Annotated in this window: 14 protein-coding genes; 4 read left to right on the plus strand and 10 right to left on the minus strand. The window is 72.1% G+C overall.

The genetic code is table 11. The annotated features are described in order from the left end of the window. Positions 1-413 precede the first annotated feature (413 nt). From OG883_RS19930 to OG883_RS19940, 3 genes are all read left to right on the plus strand, one after another. Complete coding sequence (locus tag OG883_RS19930) at positions 414-2,216, plus strand: glycoside hydrolase family 15 protein (protein ID WP_266549246.1); 1,803 nt, start codon at positions 414-416, stop codon at positions 2,214-2,216. Positions 2,217-2,314: 98 nt separating this feature from the next. Next, entirely contained in the window at positions 2,315-3,697 is a 1,383-nt protein-coding gene (locus OG883_RS19935; protein ID WP_266542763.1) for an FAD-binding oxidoreductase, read from the plus strand. 133 nt (positions 3,698-3,830) lie between these two features. After that, positions 3,831-5,459: a PucR family transcriptional regulator gene (locus OG883_RS19940; RefSeq protein WP_266542765.1), complete on the plus strand. Its 1,629-nt coding sequence runs from the start codon at positions 3,831-3,833 to the stop codon at positions 5,457-5,459. A 722-nt stretch (positions 5,460-6,181) separates the two neighbouring features. On the opposite strand, the gene OG883_RS19945 is transcribed toward OG883_RS19940, so the two are convergent. The 6 genes from OG883_RS19945 to OG883_RS19970 form a co-directional block, all read right to left on the minus strand. Next, positions 6,182-7,267, minus strand: coding sequence for a glycosyltransferase family 4 protein (locus tag OG883_RS19945; protein ID WP_266542767.1), 1,086 nt, complete (start codon positions 7,265-7,267; stop codon positions 6,182-6,184). Positions 7,268-7,355: 88 nt separating this feature from the next. Then, the gene (locus OG883_RS19950) at positions 7,356-8,123 is read right to left on the minus strand and encodes a hypothetical protein (RefSeq protein ID WP_266542769.1); all 768 of its coding nucleotides are present in this window, start codon (positions 8,121-8,123) and stop codon (positions 7,356-7,358) included. A 402-nt stretch (positions 8,124-8,525) separates the two neighbouring features. After that, complete coding sequence (recN, locus tag OG883_RS19955) at positions 8,526-10,271, minus strand: DNA repair protein RecN (RefSeq protein ID WP_266542771.1); 1,746 nt, start codon at positions 10,269-10,271, stop codon at positions 8,526-8,528. 134 nt (positions 10,272-10,405) lie between these two features. Beyond that, entirely contained in the window at positions 10,406-11,323 is a 918-nt protein-coding gene (locus tag OG883_RS19960) for an NAD kinase (protein WP_266542773.1), read from the minus strand. Then, positions 11,320-12,135, minus strand: coding sequence for a TlyA family RNA methyltransferase (locus tag OG883_RS19965; RefSeq protein WP_266542775.1), 816 nt, complete (start codon positions 12,133-12,135; stop codon positions 11,320-11,322). The genes OG883_RS19960 and OG883_RS19965 overlap by 4 nt, the downstream gene beginning before the upstream one ends. A 7-nt stretch (positions 12,136-12,142) precedes the next feature. Next, positions 12,143-12,535, minus strand: coding sequence for a hypothetical protein (locus OG883_RS19970; protein ID WP_266542777.1), 393 nt, complete (start codon positions 12,533-12,535; stop codon positions 12,143-12,145). A 42-nt stretch (positions 12,536-12,577) separates the two neighbouring features. On the opposite strand from OG883_RS19970, the gene OG883_RS19975 reads away from it, so the two are divergent. After that, positions 12,578-12,925 carry an SCP2 sterol-binding domain-containing protein gene (locus OG883_RS19975; protein WP_266542779.1) on the plus strand — a complete coding sequence of 116 codons (348 nt, stop codon included), beginning with the start codon at positions 12,578-12,580 and terminating at the stop codon, positions 12,923-12,925. A gap of 64 nt (positions 12,926-12,989) precedes the next feature. On the opposite strand, the gene OG883_RS19980 is transcribed toward OG883_RS19975, so the two are convergent. From OG883_RS19980 to OG883_RS19995, 4 genes are all read right to left on the minus strand, one after another. Then, a complete protein-coding gene (locus tag OG883_RS19980; RefSeq protein WP_266542781.1) occupies positions 12,990-13,811 on the minus strand; it encodes an ABC transporter ATP-binding protein in 822 nt (273 codons plus the stop codon). Between the two features lie 53 nt (positions 13,812-13,864). Further along, entirely contained in the window at positions 13,865-14,902 is a 1,038-nt protein-coding gene (locus OG883_RS19985; protein ID WP_266542783.1) for an iron chelate uptake ABC transporter family permease subunit, read from the minus strand. Next, the gene (locus tag OG883_RS19990; protein WP_266549249.1) at positions 14,899-15,912 is read right to left on the minus strand and encodes an iron ABC transporter permease; all 1,014 of its coding nucleotides are present in this window, start codon (positions 15,910-15,912) and stop codon (positions 14,899-14,901) included. The genes OG883_RS19985 and OG883_RS19990 overlap by 4 nt, the downstream gene beginning before the upstream one ends. Positions 15,913-16,297: 385 nt before the next feature. Next, the gene (locus tag OG883_RS19995) at positions 16,298-17,341 is read right to left on the minus strand and encodes an HAD hydrolase-like protein (RefSeq protein ID WP_266542785.1); all 1,044 of its coding nucleotides are present in this window, start codon (positions 17,339-17,341) and stop codon (positions 16,298-16,300) included. Positions 17,342-17,347 lie beyond the last annotated feature (6 nt).

Genomic DNA, 17,347 nt, shown 5'->3' on the forward strand with positions numbered 1-17,347 from the left:
GAGATCTCGGGAGGTGCCGTCGCTGCGGTTTCGGGGCCCCTGTTCTGACGCAGACTGGCCACCGGTCCACGGGGTACCAGGGTATCAGCGACAGCGGGTGACCGCTTCCGGCCACGCACTGCCCCTTGCGCACGCTGTTCACCAGGGACTCACCCGTGGCCCACCCGTTCGGAGCATCCGCGTTGCCGGGACCGCCGCGCAGATCATCAAGGTGCGTCGTATCCTGCTCGGGCACTCGCTGCCGAGCGATGTAGAAGGCGCGCCGAGCGCACAAGCAGGGTGGTGGTGGGCGGACGGGCGGGACGGCGATGGGCATCACCCCGGTCCGTTGGCCAGAACACGCGCTCGTCAACGACCCTTGACCGCAGTAAGCGCCCCGAGGGGCGGACATGGCCGTTCGACTGGAGATGCACGTGGCCGGGCGCATCGAGGATTACGCACTCATCGGAGACATGCAGACCGCTGCCCTGGTCTGCCGGGACGGCACGGCGGACTGGCTGTGCCTACCGCGCTTCGACTCGCACGCCATCTTCGCCGGCCTGCTCGGCACCGAGGAACACGGTTTCTGGAGACTGGGCCCGGCGCACGCCGCGGAGTCGAAGCCGCCGGCCGCCGACCGGCGCCGCTATCGCGGGGACTCCCTGATCCTGGAATCGGAGTGGGACACGCCGCGCGGCACGGTCCGGGTCACGGACTTCATGCCGCCGCGCGACGGCGCGCCGCAGCTGATCCGGATCGTGGAGGGCGTGAGCGGGCGCGTGCCGATGCGCTCGGCGCTGCGGATGCGTTTCAGCTACGGGCGTGTGGTCCCCTGGGTCCACAAGGTCGACGGGCGCACGGTCGCCGTCGCCGGCCCCGACTCGGTGTGGCTCGACACCTCCACGGAGACGTACGGCAAGGACCTCACCACGTACTCCGACTTCACCGTCTCTCCGGGCGAGCGGATCGCCTTCACGATCAGCTGGCAGCCCTCGCACCATCAGCCGCCCGCGCTGCCCGACCCCGAGGGCTCGCTGGAGGCGACCGCGGACTTCTGGCGGGAGTGGGTCGAGCACTGCACGTACCACGGGCCCTACCGCGAGGCCGTGGTCCGCTCACTGATCACGCTGAAGGCGCTGACGTACGCCCCGACGGGCGGGATCGTCGCCGCGCCGACGACATCGCTGCCGGAGGAGATCGGGGGCGTACGGAACTGGGACTACCGCTACACCTGGCTGCGCGACGCGGCGATCACCCTCTCCTCACTGCTGCGCACCGGCTACCGCGAGGAGGCCCGCGCCTGGCGCGAATGGCTGCTGCGCGCGGTCGCCGGCGACCCGGAGAACCTGCAGATCATGTATGGGATCGCGGGCGAACGAGAGCTGGGCGAGGCCGAGTTGGACTGGCTGCCCGGCTATGAGAACTCGACTCCGGTACGGGTCGGGAACGGCGCCGCGCACCAGCTCCAGCTGGATGTGTACGGCGAGGTCACCGAGGCCCTGCATCTGGCCCATATGACCGGGCTCGCGCGCAGCGACTACGCCTCGCTGCTGCAGCTCAAGCTGATCCGCTATCTCGAGACGCACTGGGACCAGCCGGACGAGGGCATCTGGGAGGTCCGTGGGCCGCGCCGGCACTTTGTGCACTCCAAGGTGATGGCGTGGGTCGCGGTCGACCGCACGATCAAGCTGATCGAGTCCGGCGACGCGGACGGGCCACTGCAGCGCTGGCGCGAGCTGCGCGACGACATCCACCGCGATGTGTGCGAGAAGGGGTACGACAAGGAACGCAACACCTTCACGCAGTCGTACGGCTCCAAGGAACTGGACGCCTCTCTGCTGCTGATTCCGCAGATGGGCTTCCTGCCGCCGGACGACAAGCGGGTCATCGGCACGATCGAGGCGATCCAGCGGGAGCTGTCCACGGAGGACGGGTTCGTCCTGCGCTATCCCACCGCGGGCGAGGACGCGGGCGTCGACGGTCTCGAGGGCGACGAGGGTGCGTTCCTGGCGTGCTCGTTCTGGCTCGCGGACGATCTGGCGATGATCGGGCGGGTGGACGAGGCGCGCAAGCTCTTCGAGAAGCTGCTGGCGCTGCGGAACGACCTGGGGCTGCTGGCAGAGGAGTGGGATCCGCGGCTGCAGCGGCAGGTGGGGAACTTCCCGCAGGCCTTCAGCCATGTTCCGCTGATCGACACGGCGCTGCGGCTGACGGCCAGCGGGGCATACGGGGGCTGACGGCCGGCGGGGGCTCACGGGGGCTGACGCCGCACGGCGCGCCAGGACTGTTCGAATTACGATGAGAAGGTCCTGTCGCGCCCTCGGAAGGGGGCATCATGGCGCCCCAAGACATGGCGAACACGGCTCTGGCCGACCTCCGCCACCATCTGACCGGCGAAGTCATCGTCTCCGGTGACGCGGGCTACGACGAGGCGCGCACCATCTTCAACAGCATGATCGATCGGCGTCCCGCGGTCATCGCCCAGTGCGAGTCCGAGGCCGATGTGGCCAGGGCGATCCGTTTCGGGCGGGAGCACGATCTGGAGATCGCCGTCCGTGGCGGCGGACACAGCGTCGCGGGCATGGCCCTCAGCGACGGCGGCATCGTCGTGGACCTGCGCCGTATGCACACCGTGACCGTCGATCCCGGTGCCCGCGCGGCACGTATCGGCGGCGGCGCCACCATGAGTCATCTGGACCGGGCCACCCAGCCCTACGACCTGGCGACCACCGGCGGACGTGCGTCCACCACCGGGGTGGGCGGGTTCACGCTGGGCGGCGGATCGGGCTGGCTGGAGCGCAAGTTCGGGCTGGCCTGCGACAACATGATCGCCGTAGAACTGGTCACCGCCGACGGCAGCACGGTCCACGCCAGCGAGGACGAGAACCAGGATCTGTTCTGGGCACTGCACGGCGGGGGCGGCAACTTCGGCGTGGCCACCTCGGTCACTCTGCAGCTGCATGAACTGCCCGCGATGAGCGTGATCATGCTGCTGTTCCGGCCCGAGTCCGGGCCCGAAGTCCTCCGTGCGTACCGCGATTTCATGGATTCCGCACCGGCCGAGGTGGGCGGAGGTTGCATCCACCTCACCGGGCCGCCCGAGGACTTCGTCCCCGAGTATCTGGTCGACAAGCTCGTCTGCGCAGTTCTGGTCACGTACACGGGCACGGAATCGCAGGCCCGGAAGGTCGCCGAGCCGCTGATGGGGCTCGGCCACGACGCAGAGATGATCACCGAGCTGCCCTACGCCGATCTGCAGTGCATGCTCGACGACCCGCCCGGCCTGCGGAACTACTGGTCCGCGGAGTATCTCGGCACGTTCCCCGACGAGGCCGTCGACGCCTACTGCTCCGCCGCTTCCACCATGATCGTGCCCTCCGGCTCCCAGCATGTGCTGTTCCCGCTGGGCGGCGCGGTGACGAACGGCCCGTCCGAGTACCCGGTGCCCTGGCGCGGGTACCCGTGGGTCGCCCACCCCTTCGGCATCTGGGAGAACCCGGCCGACGACGAGCGGGGCAAGCAGTGGGTACGCGATGTCCGCGCCAAGGTACAGCCCTGGGCCGGCGGTGCCGTCTATCTGAACTTCATCGGGCAAGAAGGCAAGGAACGGGTCGTCGCGGGGTTCGGCGAAGGCAACTACGAACGCCTCTCCGTCATCAAGCGCCGGTACGACCCCGACAATGTGTTCCACGTCAACCACAATGTCAGGCCCGCCTGAGGTTGTTCATGGGACATTCGCCCAGGTAGCGTCCCGAGCCATGGCTGTGCCTGTTCGGGGGACGCCCCCCGGACCCCGGGCCGGGAGGCAGGCCGGCGTACCGACCGGCGCGACACATCACGAGGCGAATCCCTTGGACACACAGGGCGGGATCACCGTGCAGCGGGCACTTGAGCTGCCCGGGCTGCGCAGCGGGCTGCCGGAGGTCGTGGCGGCGGGCGACCGGCTGAACCGCACGGTCCGCTGGGTGCATGCCGGCGAGGTCCCGAACATCGCGTCACTGCTCAAAGGCGGCGAGCTGCTGCTCACCACCGGGCTGGGACTGGGCACCCGGCCCGCCGACCAGCGTGAGTTCGTCCGCAGGCTCGCGGACCGCGGGATCGCCGCGCTGGTGGTGGAGCTGGGGCCGCGCTTCAGCCGACTGCCCGCGACGCTGGTGGAGACAGCGCGGGCCGCCGGGCTGCCGCTCGTACAGCTGCACCGCGAGGTGCCCTTCGTGACGGTGACCGAAGAGGTCCACACCGAGATCGTCAATGGGCACTACGCCCTGCTGCAGCGGGCCGAGGAGGTCCACCGGCGGTGCACGGAGGCCCTGCTGGGCGGTGGCGGCATCCCCCAAGTCCTGCACATCCTCGCCGACTTCGCCGGCAATCCGGTCTTCCTGGAGACCCCGGACGGGCAGCTGCTGTACGCCGCCGCCACCGGCTCGGAACCCGCCTGCGCCGATCCGCTGCAGGTATGGGAAGGACTGCGCGGGCAGCGCGAGGCACGCGAGGACGGACCGCCGGCGGACACCGTCATGGTGGACGTACCGGGCGGCGGGCACGGTACGGGTGCCGTACGCGCCCGTCTCGTACTGCCGGCCGTGTCCGCGCCCACGATGCCGGTGCACCGGATGGCGGCGGAGCGTACCGCGGGCATCCTGGCCGTCGTCCTGATGCAGGCACGTCAGGAGGAGGAGCTCGCCGCGCGCGGCCGCGGCGACTTTCTGACCGATCTGGCGGAGGGCCGGATCGCGGCGGAGGACGCGCCCGCGCAGGCAAAGGTGCTCGGCTTCAAGCCCGGTGACGGCCCGCTGCTGCCGGTCGTCATGCGCCTCGCCTCCGAGCTGTCCCCCTCGGGCAACTGGGCGGTGCTCGCCCGCGCCGTGCTCGAGGAGCTGTCCTCGGTGGGGGTGCCGGTGCTGCTGGGCGTACGCCCGGTGGAAGGCCGTGTGCCGCTGCTGCTCGGCCTGCGCTCCGAGTCCGAACGCACGGCGGTGGCGGACCGGGTCGCGGCGGCGCTGCGGGCAGGCGTGGAGCGGGCCGGCCTCGAGCGCGCGGGCGCGCATCCACCGGTCGTGGTGGTCGGGGTCGCGGGCGGCTGGGCGGCGGCGAGCGCGGGGCTGCGGCACGCGGGCGAAACGGCGACGGCGGGGCAGGGGCTGCCCGACCGCCCCTGGTACGACGCGCGGCGGCTCGACATCGACCTGCTGCTGTGGCGGCTGCGGGAGCACCCGGACCTGGCGGCGTTCGTGGACCGGGCGATCGGGCCCTTGCGGGACCATGACCGTACGTCCCGCCCGCCGTTGCTCCCCACGCTGGAGACGTATCTGGCCCACGCGGGCCGCAAGGCGGAGACGGCACGCGAGCTCCACCTGAACCGGCAGACGCTGTACAACCGCCTGGCCCGCATCTCGGAACTCCTGGGCACGGACCTGGACGACCCCCAGACGGTCCTGGCCCTGAGCCTGGCCCTCAGAGCCCGCCGCCACGCTTCGTGAGGGCGGGGTTCCGGGGTGTCCGGTCCTGGGGTGCGGGGTCTTGGGGTGCGGGGTCTTGGGGTGCTCGGGCGGGTGCCTTGGGGTGGCCGGTCCTGGGGGTGCGGGGTTCCGGGGTGTCCGGTCCTGGGGTGCGGGGTCTTGGAGTGCTCGGGTGGGGTCTTTGGGGTGGCCGGTCCTGGGGGGTGCGGGTTTGGGGTCCGCTCCGGGGTTGCGCCGGGACTGCACGATTTACGGCGCGTTGGAGGTGGCCTCGTGAGGGTGCCGTTTCCCGTGCGCCACAAATCACGCTTTACGTCCCGGCTCCACCCCTGCGCGTCCCCCCGTCCGTGACCGGGGACCAAACCCGCACGCGCCGCACCCGAGAAGCCGATGCCCATGGGGGTGTCGCCGTAAGCCTCTCGCTGCGGTCGATGCTCGTGGGGGTTTGTGCCTCTCGCGTCGCGCCACATGGACGGTGCTCTTGGGGGGTGTACCCCTCGCGTCGCGTGGACGGTGCTCATGGGGGTGTAGCCCTGGCGTCGCGTGGACGGTGCTCTTGGGGGTGCCCGTACGCCCCGCGCCGCGGCCGGTGCTCGTCGGGGTCCCCGTACGCCTCGCGCCGCGAAGCCGGCGTCCCCGGGGTGGGGGCGTCAGCCCCCACGTCCACCTTCCACCCCCACGTAGTGGGGGCCTGGGGGCTCCCCCAGTTTCGGGAAGGGGCGGGGTGGGGGAACACCCCAGCCTCACCGCGCCCGCTCCGCCACCAACTCGTCATACACGCTCAGCACCTGCGCAATCGACTCGTCCTCCGTCGGCCACGTCGCCGCCTGTGCCCGCCCCGCCGCCGCCAGTTCCGCCCGCCGCCCCGGGTCACCCAGCAGCCGTACCACCGCCTCGCCCAGCGCCCCCGCGTCGCCGTACGGAACGAGTTCCGCCGCCTCGCCCACCAGTTCCGGCACGCCGCCGACCGCTGTCGCGATCAGGGGAATGCCCTGCCGCAGTGCCTCCTGGGCGAGCAGGGAGCGGGCCTCCCAGCGGCTCGGCAGCAGCGCCACATCCGCCGCGGTGAGCAGCTCGCCGATATCGTCCCGGCGCCCCAGCAACCTCACCGGCAGCCCCTCCGTCTCGATACGGCGCTGGAGCGCAGCTCTCTCCCGTCCCTCGCCGGCGATCACCAGCAGCGGCAGCGGATCCAGGCCGCCCCACAGCTGGGCGGCATCGAGCAGCGTTCCGTAACCCCGGTGCGGGACGAGGCTGCCGACGGCCATCAGCAACGGCCTTTCGACCGCGCCCAGTTCGGCCCGTTCCTTGCCCTCCTCACCGCCGGACCGGCCGCGCGGCGCGGGCACCGCCACCGGTGCGAGGCGGGCATCGCGCGCGCCCCGCTCGCGGGCCCGGTCGACCAGTTCGGAGCACGTACCGAGAACAACCGACGCCGCCCGCACGGCCCTTCGCTCCAGCAGGCGCAGCACATGCCCGCGTGCGCCGTCGTCGTACGCCCGTGAGTGCCAGGTGACGACGAGGGGTACGCGCTGCCCGCTCAGCGCCAGCGCGGTCCGTACGGCGGCGTGCAGTCCGTGTGCGTGCACCACATCCGCTCCCGCACACGCCGCGCGCAACGCACCGACCGCCGCCGGGTCGCTGCGCCGCGGCACAGGAGCGAAGTGCGCCCCGGCACCCGGGAAGTCGTAGACGTGCTCCAGCTCGGCGGGCGCGCACACCGTCACCCGCACGCCCCGCGCCACCAGCCCCCCGGCCAGCGACCTGACGTGCGCGCTGCTGCCCGCACTGCCGCCGCCCAGCACTTGGACTGTACGCAGCTGTGTCACGCGCCAAGGATGCCAGTCCGTACGCACGTTCCGGCACTGCCGGCCCTCGCGCCCGTGTCCGGGACCGGGACTCCGGGCACGGGTTCACTCACACGGGTGATCCGGCGAGGCGGCTGATCTTGTCTCCGTACACCGCAGCTACGAGGAGGCCTGCCGCGTGAAGGGCCAGTCCGGCGCGGCCGTTGCCCGCGACGACGGCGGCCCCGAGGGCCGCGCCCAGGGCGTGCGCTCCGGTGTCGCCGAGCATGGTGCGCTCGCCCAGATCCTCGGTGACGACGGCGGCGGCCGCTCCCATGGGAGCCGCAGCGAGCGCGCCGACGCTCCCGCGGCGCAGGAGCCCGGGAGCGCCGATGCCGAGTACGGCGAGGGCAGCCCTTCCCGGGGCGACGTCCACGAGGTTGACGAAGTGCGCGGTGCCGGCGATCACGACGCCGGCGAGGAGCTTGTCCACGGGGCGCTCCTTGAGGAGCGCCCCGGCGGCGAGCCCTGCGGCACCGATGCCGAACAGCTTGACGGCGCCGCTGGTGACCTCGCCCTGCCGCAGCGCGGACAGATGGGCCCGGAACCCCCGGCGCGGGTCACCGGCCCCGGCGATGTCGTCGTACGCCCCGCACGCCCCGGCCACGACGACGGCAAGCGCGGCGGCGCCCCGGTTGCGCGCCGGCAGGGCCCCGAGGGCGGCACCGACGGTGACGGCGGGCCCGGCGCAGAGGTCGACGGTGCGGCCGGCGTAGTTCTTGCGCTGCCAGCGCTCGGGGTCGCCGGGGGCGCGCTTTCGCAGCGCGGCACAGACGGCGCGGGTCGCACCGAGAGCGGTGACGAACGCGACGGTACGGGTGCTCTGGCCAGCTCGCATAGGGCAACCCTATGGGCGGGGTGCAGGGCCTCCCCCATCGCACCCCTTCCCGGGGTGCGGCGCGTGTGGGCTTGGCCCCGGTCACGGACGGGGGACGCGGGGCACCACCCCCACGGGCGTCGGCTTCTCGGGGTGCGGCGCGTGTGGGCTTGGCTCCGGTCACGGACGGGGGGACGCGCAGGGGTGGAGCCGGGACGTAAAGCGTGATGTGTGGCGCACGGGAAACGGCACCCTCACGAGGCCACCTCCAACGCGCCGTAAATCGTGCAGTCCCGGCGCAACCCCGGAGCGGACCCCAAACCCGCACCCCAGGGACCGGACACCCCGGAGACCCCAGCCCCGAGCTCCCGGAGCGCGGCGCCCCGGGCAACCTCAAGCCCGCCGCGGGCGACCCCGCGTCGGCTACCCGTCCGCGCGGGCCGTGGCCAGCAGTTCCTCCGCGTGGGCCCGCGCCGTCTCCGAGTCCTCCTGACCCGCCAGCATCCGCGACAGCTCGCGCACCCGGTCCTCGCCCTCCAGGACGGTGACACCGCTCCTCGTCACCGTGCCGTCGTTCGTCTTCTCGACCAGCAGCTGGCGGTCGGCGAACGCCGCCACCTGCGGCAGGTGCGTCACCACGACCACCTGCGCCGACTTCGCGAGCTTCGCCAGCCGCCGCCCGATCTCCACCGCCGCCTTGCCGCCCACGCCCGCGTCGACCTCGTCGAACAGATACGTCGGCACGGGATCCGTGCCCGCGAAGACGACCTCGACCGCGAGCATCACCCGCGAGAGCTCACCGCCCGACGCGCCCTTGGCGATGGGCCGGGGCGGCGCGCCCGGGTGCGGGGCCAGCAGCAGCTCGACCTCGTCGACGCCTGAGGGACCGTACGCCACAGGCCGCCCGCCGACCATGACGCCCGACGCCTCGTCGGGGGACTCGGTCTGGCGGATGGCGAACGACACGCGCGCGTGCGGCATCGCGAGCGAGGCCAGCTCCGCGGTGACGGCCTCGGCGAACCGCGCCGCCGCCTCCGTGCGCGCGTCGGTCAGCGCCTGCGCCAGACCGGACAGTTCGCCCCGCAGCGCCTCCTGCTCCCCCGCCAGCTCCCCGATCCGGTCGTCGTCGCCCTCCAGCTCGGTGAGGCGCTCGGCGCCCTCCTCGGCCCAGGCCAGCACGGCGTCGATGTCCGCGCCGTACTTGCGCGTCAGCTGCGTCAGGGCCGCGCGGCGCTCCTCCACCGCGGCCAGCCGCAGCGGATCGGCATCCAGATTGTCCGCGTATCCGGCGAGCTCGCCCGCTACATCCCCGAGCAGGATGGAGATCTCCCCCATCCGCTCGGCGAGCGCGGCGAGCGCCGGGTCGTGGGAGCGTACGGCGTCCAGCGCCCGCCCCGCGCCCGCGACGAGCGTCGTCGCGTCGACGCCCTCAGGGTCCTCGGGGTTGCCCGCGAGCGCGGCGTGCGCGACGGACGCGGCGGACGCGAGTGCCTCCGCGTGGCCCAGCCGCTCCGCCTCCGCGGCGAGTTCGACGTCCTCGCCCGCCCGCGGCTCGACGCCCGCGACCTCGTTGAGTCCGAAGCGCAGCAGGTCGGCTTCCTGGGCGCGCTCACGGGCGCGCGTGGTCAGGGTGTCCAGCTCCACGGACACGGCCCGCAGCCGCCGGTACGCGGCCGCGTACTTGGCGTGCGGCCCGGTGACCGCCCCGCCCGCGTACCGGTCGAGCGCCTCCCGCTGCCGCGCGGGCCGCAGCAGACCCTGCTGGTCGGTCTGGCCGTGCACGGCGACAAGCTCGTCGGCCAGCTCGGCCAGCACCCCCACCGGCACGGACCGCCCGCCGAGGTGGGCGCGCGAGCGTCCCTCGGCGGAGACGGTCCTGCTGATCAGCAGGGTGCCGTCGTCGAACTCGGCCCCGGCCTCCTCGGCCCGTACGGCGGCAGGGGCTCCGGCGGACACACTGATCCGCCCCTCCACCACCGCCGACTTGGCACCGATCCGCACCAGGGCGGGATCGGCGCGACCGCCGAGCAGCAGCCCCAGGCTGGTGACGACCATGGTCTTGCCCGCGCCCGTCTCGCCGGTCACCGCGGTGAAACCGGGTGACAGCTCGACGACCGCATCGTCGATGACCCCGAGCGACCGTATCCGCATCTCCTCCAACACGGACATGACCTTACGAGGTCCGGGGCCCGCTGTGCGACGGACCCCGGCCCGGGATTCACTCTCCCGGGCACCGGGCCCCCGGCGGATCCACGGCGGACTCCCGGCCGGCTCCGGGCGCAGCCGGTTCGCCCGGCCGGAATCTAGTGCGGCGCGCCGCGCCAACCCGACACCGGCAGCGCGAACTTGGCCACGAGGCGGTCGGTGAAGGACGCGTGGTGCAGCCGCGCCAGCCGTACGGGAACGGCCCCGCGCCGCACCTCCACCCGAGCGCTCGGCGGCAGTTCCACGGTCCTGCGCCCGTCGCACCACAGCACCCCGTGCGGGGTGTGCGGCTGCACCTCGACCGCCAGCACCGAGGTCGGCGAGGTCACCAGCGGCTTGGCGAACAGTGCGTGCGCGCTGATCGGCACCATCAGGAGGGCCTCCACCTCCGGCCACACCACCGGCCCGCCGGCCGAGAAGGCGTACGCCGTCGAGCCGGTCGGCGTCGCGCAGACGATGCCGTCGCAGCCGAAGCCGGTCACGGGCCGCCCGTCGATCTCGAGGATGACCTCCAGCATCCGGTCGGGCGAGACCTTCTGCACGGCGGCCTCGTTGAGCGCCCAGTCCGTGTGCACGATGTCGCCGTTGGTATGCACGATGACATCGATGGTCATACGCTCCTCGACCTCGTAGGAGCGCGTGACGACCCGGTCGACGACCTTGTCGAGGTCGTCGCGCTCGGCCTCCGCGAGGAAGCCGACGCGCCCGAGGTTGACGCCGAGCATCGGCACCCCGGAGGCCCGGGAGATCTCGGCGCCGCGCAGCAGCGTCCCGTCGCCGCCGAGCACGATGAGCAGCTCACAGCCGTCGAGCACGTCCGGGGTGGCCTCGGGGACCGTTCCGACGGAGGGCGGCAGCGGCAGGTCTACCGCCTCCGCCTCCAGTACACGTACGCCGATGCCGCTGCGCAGCAGCCCTTGCACGACGAGTTCGGCACTGCGGATCGCCGCAGGTCTGCCGGTGTGCGCGAGCAGGAAAACCGTGCGTGCCGGTGTCGCTGCTGGTGTCGTTGTCAACGAGGTCCCTCCGCCACTGCCCGGTCGACATCCGCCGGATCGAGCTCGGGCGCTCCCGCCCGGAGCCACAGAAAATACTCGACATTCCCGGAGGGTCCCGGCAGCGGACTGGCGGTGACGCCCCGCACGCCCAGACCGAGCTCCCCCGCCCGCCGCGCCACTTCGCGTACCGCTTCCGCGCGCAGCTCGGGACTGCGTACGACTCCGCCGCTGCCCAGGCGCTCCTTGCCGACCTCGAACTGTGGCTTGACCATCAGCACCAGATCGGCGTCGGGGGCGGCGCACCGCGCCAGAGCGGGCATCACCAGGCCCAACGGAATGAAGGACAAATCCCCGACCACCACGTCCACCGGCTCTCCATTGATCGCCTCCAACGTCAACTCGCGTACATTCGTACGGTCCTTGACGGTGACGCGTTCATCGCTTTGCAGAGACCATGCGAGCTGCCCGTATCCGACGTCGACAGCAACGACATGTCCGGCGCCGGCCCGCAGCAGTACGTCGGTGAAGCCGCCGGTCGACGCGCCCGCGTCCAGAGCCCGCCGTCCCGCGACCTTCAGGCCGAGCGGGACGAAGGCCGCCAGTGCTCCGGCGAGCTTGTGGCCGCCGCGCGAGACGTAGTCGGGGTCGGCGTCGTCGGACACGACGACGATGGCGGCGCTGGTCTCGACCTGGGTGGCCGACTTGGTCGCGGTGCTGCCTCCGACCGTCACCCGCCCCGCGGAGATCAGCTGGCTCGCGTGCTCGCGTGAGCGTGCGAGGTTGCGGCGTACCAGCTCGGCGTCGAGACGGCGGCGTGCCACTCCTGCCACGTTCGGTTCAGCTCCTGTTGTCGTACGAAGGCGAAGGCGAAGGCCCCTGAGGTGCAGGTGCCGGGCGTGCGTCCAGCGCGGTCAGCGCGTCCCGCAGCCCCCGGTGTACATCCTCGTACACCTCGCGGTGTCCGTCCGCCGGAAGGTGGTCGGCGTCGGCCAGCCGCTCCAGCTGAGCGTCGACGCCGGCGTTGCCGGTCGGCACCCGCTGCACCCCCAGGGGCGCGGGCGCGGCGGGGTCGTACGAAGCAGGGGCGGCCGCGGCGGCAAGGGCCTCCGGCCCCGGCCGCCCGTCCGGCTCTCCCTCCGGCCGGTCGGCCGCCTCCGGCCGCGGCGGGGGGAACTCCCGCCGCTGGATCCGCTGCTCCTGGATCTCCGGGCCAGGCATCGAGTCGCTCATGCCCAGACGCTACCGCGAAGCCCTGAGGTACGGTCGATCACGATGGCCACGACGGAAGAGTGCCGCAGTGCACTCGACAGACTCTCGGACAACCTGGCACAGGCGAACGGCGACGTACGCGGCGCGGCCGCGCTCGACCGTTCCCTCAGCTGCCACATCACGGACCTGGACCTCACCTTCACCGGTCGTCTCGACGACGGCCGGATCGTGGTGCTCGACACTCTCCCGGGCCCACCTCTCGGCAAGGCGCAGATCCGTCTCGCCATGAAGAGCGACGACCTGGTGGCGATGGTGAACGGCGAGCTGAACTTCGCGAAGGCCTGGGCCTCGGGCCGGGTCAGGCTCGAGGCCGCGTTCCGTGATCTGCTGCGCCTGAGAACACTCCTGTAGCCGTCAGCCGTCAGGCCGTCAGGCCGTCGCCCGCCGGCCCGCGGCTGTCAGGCCTCCCTGGTCGTCAGCCTTTGGCCGCCGCTGCGACAGCGACAGCGGTCCGTGCCTTGCGCCCCGCCGGCACCACCAGCGGCGTCCCGGTCTCCGGATCGTCGATGACCTGGCAGCGCAGCCCGAAGACCTGCTCCACCAGCTCCGCCGTGACGACCACGTCCGGCGGCCCCTGCGCGACGATCTCGCCGTCGCGCAGGGCGATCAGGTGCGTGGCGTAGCGGGCGGCGTGGTTCAGATCGTGCAGTACGGCGACGAGCGTGCGCCCCTGAGTCTCGTGGAGCTCGGCGCACAGGTCGAGTACGTCGATCTGGTGCTGGATGTCGAGATACGTCGTGGGCTCGTCGAGAAGCAGCAGCGGGGTCTGCTGGGCGAGCGCCATGGCGATCCAGACGCGCTGCCGCTGACCGCCGGACAATTCGTCGACATAGCGCTCTGCCAGTTCGCCGACTCCGGTCGCGGCCATCGATTCCTCGACAATCCGCTCGTCCTCCGGCGACCACTGGCGCAGCAGCCCCTGGTGCGGGTAACGGCCGCGCGCCACGAGATCGGCAACCGTGATCCCGTCCGGCGCGATCGACGACTGCGGCAGCAGACCCAGCGTCCTGGCGACCTTCTTCGCCGGCATCGAGCCGATGACCTGCCCGTCCAGCAGAACCCGGCCCTGGGAGGGCTTGAGCATCCGGGACAGGGCACGCAGCAATGTCGACTTGCCGCAGGCGTTCGGGCCGACGATCACCGTGAAGGAGTTGTCGGGGATCTCGACCGAGAGGTTCTCGGCGATGACCCGCTGGTCGTAGCCGAGGGTGACCGATTCCGCGGTGAGGCGCTGCATTGTCGTCGTACTCCTGGCTTCCGGTTCCACAGTCTTCGCCGGCTTCACGGGGTTCATATGCGTCCTGCCTTGCGTTCGGTGACCAGCAGCCACAGCAGATAGCAGCCGCCGAGCACCCCGGTCACCACACCGACCGGCAGCTGGCGATCGCCGAAGATGTTGGTGGCGATCCAGTCCGCGATCAGCATCAGCGCGGCGCCCATGATCGCGGAGGCCGCGAGGTTGGGTCCCGGCGAGCGGGTCAGCCGGCGGGCGAGCTGCGGCGCGCTCAGCGCGACGAAGGCGATCGGCCCGGCGGCCGCGGTCGCGACGGCGATGAACAGGACGCCGCAGCTCATCAGCACCACCCGGGTGCGCTCGACGGGCACACCCAGCGCGTACGCCGCGTCGTCCCCCATCTCGAGCATCCGCAGCGGCCGTCCGTACGCGAACACCACCGGGACCAGGACGGCACACACCCCGAGCATCGGCCAGACCTGGGCCCAGTCGCGGCCATCGAGCGAGCCGGTCATCCACAGCGTTGCCCGGGTGGCCTCGATCAGGTTGGCCTTGGTGAGCAGATAGTGGTTGGCGGCGGTGAGCATGGCCGCCATGCCGATGCCGATGAGGACCAGCCGGAAGCCGTGCACACCGCGCTTCCAGGCAAGCACATAGATCGCGACACCGGTCACCAGGCCGCCGACGATCGCACCGCCCGCCACCGCGACGGCTCCGCCGGGGAAGAGCACGATCACGGTGAGGGCACCGACGGTGGCGCCCTGACCGAAGCCGATCACATCCGGGCTGCCGAGCGGATTGCGGGAGATGGACTGGAAGATCGCGCCGCTCAGCGCGAGCGTGACGCCGACCAGCACGGCGACCAGCACCCGCGGCAGCCGCAGCTCGTGGACGATGAACTCCTGCGCCTGCGTGCCGTTCCCGAGCAGTGTGGCGACCACGTCGCCGGGTGAGATCGGGAAGTCGCCGCTGCCGATCAGTACGACTCCGCTCGCCACGGCGGCCGCGGTGAGCAGCAGGACGACGGCGGTCGCCCTCGGATCGAGGCGGACGGAGAGCCCGCCGGGAGTGCGTATCGCTTTCGCGGCCTTCACAGCTGGGCCATCCTCTTGCGGCGTACGAGACAGATGAAGACAGGCCCGCCGATCAGCGCGGTGACGATGCCGACCTGCAGCTCCGAGGGGCGGGTGACGACCCTGCCGACGACGTCGGAGCCCAGCAGCAGAACGGGCGAGAGGACCGTCGCGTACGGCAGGATCCACCGCATGTCGGGGCCGGTGATGAAGCGGACGAGGTGCGGGATCATCAGCCCGACGAAGATGATCGGCCCGCAGGCGGCGGTCGCCGCCCCGCACAGCAGGGTGACGGCGAGCATCGACAGGACGCGGGTGCGGCTCAGATGCGCGCCGAGCGAGCGGGCGGTGTCGTCGCCCATCTCCATCGCGTTCAGCGGACGGGCGAGCAGGAGCGCGAGCACCACGCCGATGGCGATGAAGGGCCACACCTTGCCGATGGTCTCCATGTCGGCCGAGGCCAGCGAGCCGACCGTCCAGAACCTGAGCCGGTCCAGCGCGGCGGAGTCCAGCAGCTGTACGGCGTTGATGTAGCCGTAGAGCGCGGCGGTTGCTGCCGTACCGGCGAGCGCGAGCCGTACCGGAGTCGCGGAGCGGCTGCCGCCGAGGACGTAGACGAGCGCGGAGACGACGGCCGCGCCGAGGAACGCGAACCACACGTAGCCGGTGAGCGAGGTCACGCCGAGGAAGCTGATGGCGGAGACGACGGCGGCGGAGGCCCCGGCGTTCACGCCCAACAGCCCCGGTTCCGCGAGCGGGTTGCGCGTCAGGGCCTGCATCACCGCGCCGGCGAGGCCGAGGGCCGCGCCGGCGAGCAGGCCGAGCAGCGTCCGCGGCACACGCACGTCGTGGATGATCACGTCATTGCCGACGCCCGAGTTGTGGAACAGGCCGTGCCACACATCGGAGAGCGGAACCGGTTTGGCACCGACGGCGATACTGGCGACGCAGACCAGCAGCAGGATGCCGAGGGACACCAGCAGCCCGGTGGCGCGCAGCGCATGACGCTTCCGGGACGCGGGCGCGGGTATCGGCTCCGCGCTTTGTTCGGGGGGACTGTCGACCAACACGTGGTTAGGTTAGCCTACCCTCTCATCATGTCTTGATGAGGGAGGCCTCCTCCGCGGACAGCCTCCCTCCTCCCTGTCGACTGCTGCTCCCCGCCCCCGACCGGGACGCCAAAATCGTCCACCGACTCCGGGAGGAGCAAGGGCGGTTGCCTCGAGGCACACTTCGGTCGACGCGGAGAAGGGCGCCCGGGCCCCCACCCCCGCTCCCACCCTCGGCCTGCTCAGCGCGGGCGGCGAGGACGCCTGATCCGGTGGCGATGCCTGAACTCGGGGCCTGGTACAGCCCCGCGTCCACTCGGGGCTGCACGCGGCCCCGGACACCGGACCGCCCGGGGCCGTACGAGGTCTACAGCCCCAGCCGCGCCAGCGCCTTGCCGCCATCCAGACCGCAGGAACCGTTCCCCGCCTGCGTCCAGGCCGCCGCGCACAGCGCCCGCAGCCCGTCCATGGCATCCCCGTCCCCGTCGAGCGCGAGGGCATCCTCCCGTACGGACGCGGTCCACCCCCCGCACACGAACCCGCCCTCCGCCTCGGCCACTTCGGGCTGCCCGGTCAGCATCCCGCGCAGGTCGGCGTCGACGTATGTCGGCCGGTGCTCGGGCGGCGCGGCCAGCAGCTGCGCCCCGTCGGTCACCCCGGTCAGTACGAGAAGCGAGTCGACGCCCCCGTTGAACGCGCCCTCGATGTCCGTGTCCAGCCGGTCCCCGACCACCAGCGGCCGCTCGGCGCCCGTCCGCAGGACCGTTTCGCGGTGCATCGGCGGCAGCGGCTTACCGGCGACCTGAGGTTCCCCACCCGTCGCAATCCGGACGACCTCGACCGCCGCGCCGTTGCCGGGCGCGATCCCTCGCGCACTCGGAATCGTCAGGTCGGTGTTGGACGCGAACCACGGCACGCCCCGCGCGATCGCGTAACAGGCCTCGGCGAACCTTCCCCACGGCAGATCCGGGCCGCCGTACCCCTGCACCACCGCCACCGGCTCGTCATCGGCAGAATCCACCGGCTCGAGCCCCCGCTCGCGCAGCGCGACCCGCAGCCCCTCGCCGCCGATCACCAACACCCGTGCGCCCGCCGGGACCTGATCGGAGATCAGTCGCGCCACCGCCTGCGCCGACGTGATCACATCCCCGGCGTCCGTCGGGATCCCGAGCTCCGTCAGGTGATCCGCGACGGCATCCGGCGTCCGCAGCGCGTTGTTCGTCACGTACGCGAGATGCATACCGCCGTCCCGCGCCGTCCCCAGCGACTCGACAGCGTGGACGATCGCCTCACCGCCCGCGTACACGACCCCGTCGAGATCGAGCAGAGCCGTGTCGTACGCCTCGCTCAGCGCCGTCGCACTCCCGCTCGGCCGGTTCCTGCTCGGCCGGTTTCCGCTCTGCTGGCTCATACGTTC

Origin of the sequence: Streptomyces sp. NBC_01142, from assembly GCF_026341125.1 — a bacterium.
Classification (GTDB): Bacteria; Actinomycetota; Actinomycetes; order Streptomycetales; family Streptomycetaceae; genus Streptomyces.

Excerpts from the sequence above, each read along its gene's own strand:
- OG883_RS19970 (WP_266542777.1), bottom strand. The coding sequence starts at position 12,535 with ATGAGCGACTCGATGCCTGGCCCGGAGATCCAGGAGCAGCGGATCCAG.
- OG883_RS19995 (WP_266542785.1), bottom strand. The coding sequence starts at position 17,341 with ATGAGCCAGCAGAGCGGAAACCGGCCGAGCAGGAACCGGCCGAGCGGG.
- OG883_RS19975 (WP_266542779.1), top strand. The coding sequence starts at position 12,578 with ATGGCCACGACGGAAGAGTGCCGCAGTGCACTCGACAGACTCTCGGAC.
- OG883_RS19950 (WP_266542769.1), bottom strand. The coding sequence starts at position 8,123 with ATGCGAGCTGGCCAGAGCACCCGTACCGTCGCGTTCGTCACCGCTCTC.
- recN (WP_266542771.1), bottom strand. The coding sequence starts at position 10,271 with ATGTCCGTGTTGGAGGAGATGCGGATACGGTCGCTCGGGGTCATCGAC.
- OG883_RS19935 (WP_266542763.1), top strand. The coding sequence starts at position 2,315 with ATGGCGCCCCAAGACATGGCGAACACGGCTCTGGCCGACCTCCGCCAC.
- OG883_RS19980 (WP_266542781.1), bottom strand. The coding sequence starts at position 13,811 with ATGCAGCGCCTCACCGCGGAATCGGTCACCCTCGGCTACGACCAGCGG.